Origin of the sequence: Desulfonatronospira sp. MSAO_Bac3 (genome assembly GCF_003838035.1) — a bacterium.
GTDB lineage: Bacteria > Desulfobacterota > Desulfovibrionia > Desulfovibrionales > Desulfonatronovibrionaceae > Desulfonatronospira > Desulfonatronospira thiodismutans.
The window spans coordinates 1-4,041 of record NZ_QYZY01000018.1; the positions used below are offsets into that span (position 1 = coordinate 1).

The 4,041-nt window shown below is 50.0% G+C and carries 3 protein-coding genes and 1 pseudogene; 2 read left to right on the top strand and 2 right to left on the bottom strand.

Annotation, left to right across the window (positions count from 1 at the left end):
* Together D5S03_RS00315 and D5S03_RS00320 are read right to left on the bottom strand one after the other, a co-directional pair.
* Positions 1-2,612: PAS domain-containing hybrid sensor histidine kinase/response regulator (locus D5S03_RS00315; protein WP_287042362.1), on the bottom strand; the 2,612-nt coding region annotated here is incomplete at its 3' end.
* 264 nt (positions 2,613-2,876) lie between these two features.
* Complete coding sequence (locus tag D5S03_RS00320; RefSeq protein ID WP_287042363.1) at positions 2,877-2,978, bottom strand: hypothetical protein; 102 nt, start codon at positions 2,976-2,978, stop codon at positions 2,877-2,879.
* Between the two features lie 549 nt (positions 2,979-3,527).
* On the opposite strand from D5S03_RS00320, the gene D5S03_RS00325 reads away from it, so the two are divergent.
* Positions 3,528-3,734, top strand: coding sequence for a hypothetical protein (locus D5S03_RS00325; protein ID WP_287042364.1), 207 nt, complete (start codon positions 3,528-3,530; stop codon positions 3,732-3,734).
* Positions 3,731-4,041 (top strand): annotated as a pseudogene (locus D5S03_RS00330) (cytosolic protein); the annotation flags it as partial. The gene D5S03_RS00325 and the pseudogene D5S03_RS00330, both read left to right, overlap by 4 nt.

Consider the following 4,041-nt stretch of genomic DNA (forward strand, 5'->3'; position numbering starts at 1 on the left):
ATCCGCCGCGTGGCCTCCACCCCGTCCATTACCGGCATGTGTATGTCCATTAAAATGCAGTCGAAATCCTGGGAGGCAAACAAATCCAGGGCCTGCTGTCCGTCTTCGGCCAGGCTCACCTGGTGTCCTGATTTCTCCAGTAAAAACTTCATGGGCAGCTGATTGGAAGGATCATCCTCGACCAGGAGAATGCGAAGCCGGCCTTTATCTATGTCTGCATGTTCCGTAGGCTGGTCCGGATCACTCTCAGAATGTTCAGGCAGAGTGAGTGGTAAAGATACATGGAATGTACTGCCTTCACCCGGGGTACTCACAACAGACATGTTGCCATGCATCATTTCAACAAGCCTGCTGACAATGGACAGGCCCAGCCCGGCCCCCTGGTATTTGCGGCTGTAGGCGTCTTCTGCCTGGGCAAAGGGCTTGAACAATTCATCTACTTTATCCTCGGCCATCCCGATGCCTGTATCCGAGACAGATATCAGCACCCTTATATTGTTGCCGTCCCTGTTCTGCACATGCCAGCTCACGCTTACCTGTCCCTGGTCTGTGAACTTCAAAGCATTGCCCACTAAGTTGAACAGGATCTGCTGCAGCCTGGCCTCGTCTCCAAGGATGACTGAAGGCAGCTCCGGATCCAGGCTGTATTCCAGGGAGACGTTTTTATCCCGGCTGCTGACCATAAACAGATCATTAACCGAGTCGCAAAGCTTTTTTACATCCACCTCTTCCTTGCGGATTGTCATCTGCCCGGCCTCTATCCTGGACAAGTCCAGGATATCCGACAGAAGCCTGGTCAGCCTGTTGGCGGAGGCCAAGCTCATTGTCACATATTCCTGCTGCTCTTCGTCCAGGCTGGTGGTTTCCAGCAGCTGCATCATGCCCATAATCCCGTTTATGGGCGTTCTAATCTCATGGCTCATATTGGCCAGAAACTCGGATTTGGCATGATTGGCAGCCTCGGCCTGCTCTTTGGCCGACCTCAGCTGATCCTCAGCCATTTTGCGGTCCGTAACATCCCAGACAGTGGATACCATGAGGCTGCTGTCAGGCAGGGGGATGTTTTTGGCGGTGATATAAAACGGCTCTTCCCCGGGGCGGTAAACGGGAATATCTTGCCAAAACATGCGGGATGGATCGCCGCTGGCACAGTCCTCAAGCACCCTTGCCCTGATCTTTTCCCTGAACCGGGGCTCCTGATAAACCGCCTCCCAGAAATCCTTTTGTGCCAGTTCTTCTCTCGTGGTGCGGTAAAACCGGATAAAATTATCGTTCATGTAGGTGAACTGCACTTGCGGATCCACTGAATTTATGGCTACGCCCACGGGAAGGTTGTCTAAGGTGGATTTGATAAAATTTTCCCTTTTCTGCAGATCATCCTCGGCCTGCTTGCGCCTGGTGATATCCTGCCAGGCGACTATTCCGCCGGTTATCCTGCCCCGGGCATCCCGAACCGGCCCGGCGTCACAGCTCAAAGGTATAGACCGGCCATCCACATGGCGCTGGACTATTTCCTGGCCGAGCACTACTTCCCCGTGCATGATGGCCCTGGATAAGGGCAGATTATCCAGATCAGCCTTTGTCACTCCATCAGCCTGATAAACTTCCCACTGGGAAATAATCTCTTCTATGGACATACCGACGTGTCTGTCTTCAGGCCAGCCCATAAGTTCCAGACCGCGCCTGCTTACCCTTCTCAGGCGCATATCAGCATCTGCTATGGTTATGCCCACCGGAACAAAGGCCATCAACGAGTCCAGTGTCTGCCTGCTTTCCTCAGCCTCCTCCAGAGCACTCTGTAGATCCTCCCAGGTTTTTTTATGCTCGGTTATATCCAGGGCAAAACCAATAGTCCCGGTTATATTGCCGTATTGATCGAAACAGGGCAGCTTCTCGGTCAGACTCCATCCCATCTGTCCCCCGGCCTTCCGGTGAGGCTCAGATATATTGCGCATGGATTCGCCGGAAGTGATAATTTTCCCGTCGTCATCTGAATACTTCAGGGCTATGCTTTCAGGATGAACTTCGAAATCACTTTTCCCCTTCAGGTCCTTCAGTTCTATGCCCACCAGTTCACAAAAATGCTTATTGGCAAAAACATACCTGCCCTGCCTGTCTTTTCGCCAGATAAGCACAGGGACCTCATCCATGATGGTGGACAGCTCCGCACGGGCCTCAGTTAGTTCCTGCTGTGCCTGCCTGCGCTCTGAAACATCAGTGACAAAGCCCTGATAACAGGTGATGATGCCTTTTTCATCCCGGACCACCCTTACATTGATTGATACCCAGATTTTTTCCCCGTCCCGGCAGCAAAACCGGCATTCAAAATTCATCACCTGGCCCTGTCTTTCCAGGCGGCGCATTATCTCAAGCCTGTCAGAGGGATCAGCGTAAACCTGAGAGGCAATGTCTGTTATGGATTCAATAAGATCTTCTGGAGAATTATAGCCAAGCATTGTGGCCATGAAAGGATTGGCAGACCAAAATTTTCCCTGGGGTGTGGACGTGAAAATACCCATAGGCGCATTTTCCAGCATATCCTGGCAGTCCATGAACCCGCCTCCGCGAGGCAGGTTTTGAGAAGGTGGAAATGAGGAGCTTTTTGTGGTCATTTAATACTCCGGATTGAAGATGCACCTGTAAAAATTCAGTTAATGAATAATTCAGGAACAAATAATATGCATAAGCACTTGTTTTTACTGACCTTTGATCTCTGACGTCTTTGACTGCAAAAATGACTTTTTGCAGTCACATCATTGAAGGTGGGTCAGCAGAAGCATAGATCATCCAGTAATACAAATCTATACTTGAATAGTGTACAAAGTTAATATGTCAGTTTACAAACTTATGATCAAGAGTAAAATTTACGTAACTCGTTAATAATAATCAGTTTCACCACTATCTGGTACTTTAAAATATACAGTAGTGCCCTCACCGGTCTGGCTGTCTATCAAGATTCGCCCCCTGTGCTTCTCCACTAATGCTTTGCACAGAGTAACTCCCAGGCCGTACCTTTTTCACCTTCAGTACCCTGGACAGATCTTCTTTGATCTATAGAAAAACACCCTGGCCGCTGTGTTCTGGTCCATGCCCGCTCCGCCGTCACAAACCGAAACCTGGCCATGCCACCTTCCTGATAGCCGTGAACAAATACGTTGCTACCCTGATACGTGAATTTGAGCGCATTGAAAAGCAGATTGCGATAGAAATACTGGCATTTGCAATATCATTCAGGCAGACTGATTACAGTGTGTAGACCATGTAGTCATCCACGCCGGCCTTAAGTAACTGCTCCTGGTCAGAGGGTGCCAGCAATCACCACCGAGAGTTGACACCAGGCGAACTCCCAAGTCGAGAGCGGAAAACCCGCCGGCCTGTCACGCCCCTGGTGTGATGAAACAAACGAATACAAATATCTTGACCCCCAGGCAAACAACGGATTATATGATAAGCACGACTCAAGAGACTTCAGCGAACTAAGCAATCGTTGCTTCAGCCGACGTTGCTAAAAATTTGAGGTAGAACCTATGAGCGATGAATACGACAGCCCCTGGAAAGTTGCGCTGGAAAGATATTTCCCGGAATTTATGGAGTTTTATTTCCCTGGAATTTTTGCTGACATAGACTGGAGTTCAGGGTATGATTTTCTGGACAAAGAATTACAGCAGGTGACTAAGGATGCAGAACTTGGACGCAGGTATGTGGACAAAAGCTGGTGCGGGTACACAGGTTGAGTGGAGATGAAGGCTGGGTATGCGTACATATTGAGGTGCAGGGAGAAGCCGAGGATGTTTTTGCCAGGCGGATGTTCACCTACCATTACCGGCTTTTTGATCAGTACGACAAACCCCTGGCCAGTCTTGCGGTGCTGGCTGATACCAGTCCGGGCTGGCATCCGGACAGCTTTGGCTACGAACTCTACGGCTGCCGGCTGAGGTTTGATTTCCCAGCTGTCAAGCTTCTGGACTGGGAATCGGAAATAGATCAGCTGCTTGAATCGGATAATGCTTTTGCTCTGGTTACAGCAGCGCATCTGTTGAC

Coding starts and splice junctions, on each gene's coding strand:
- D5S03_RS00325 (WP_287042364.1), top strand. CDS start 3,528: ATGAGCGATGAATACGACAGCCCCTGGAAAGTTGCGCTGGAAAGATAT.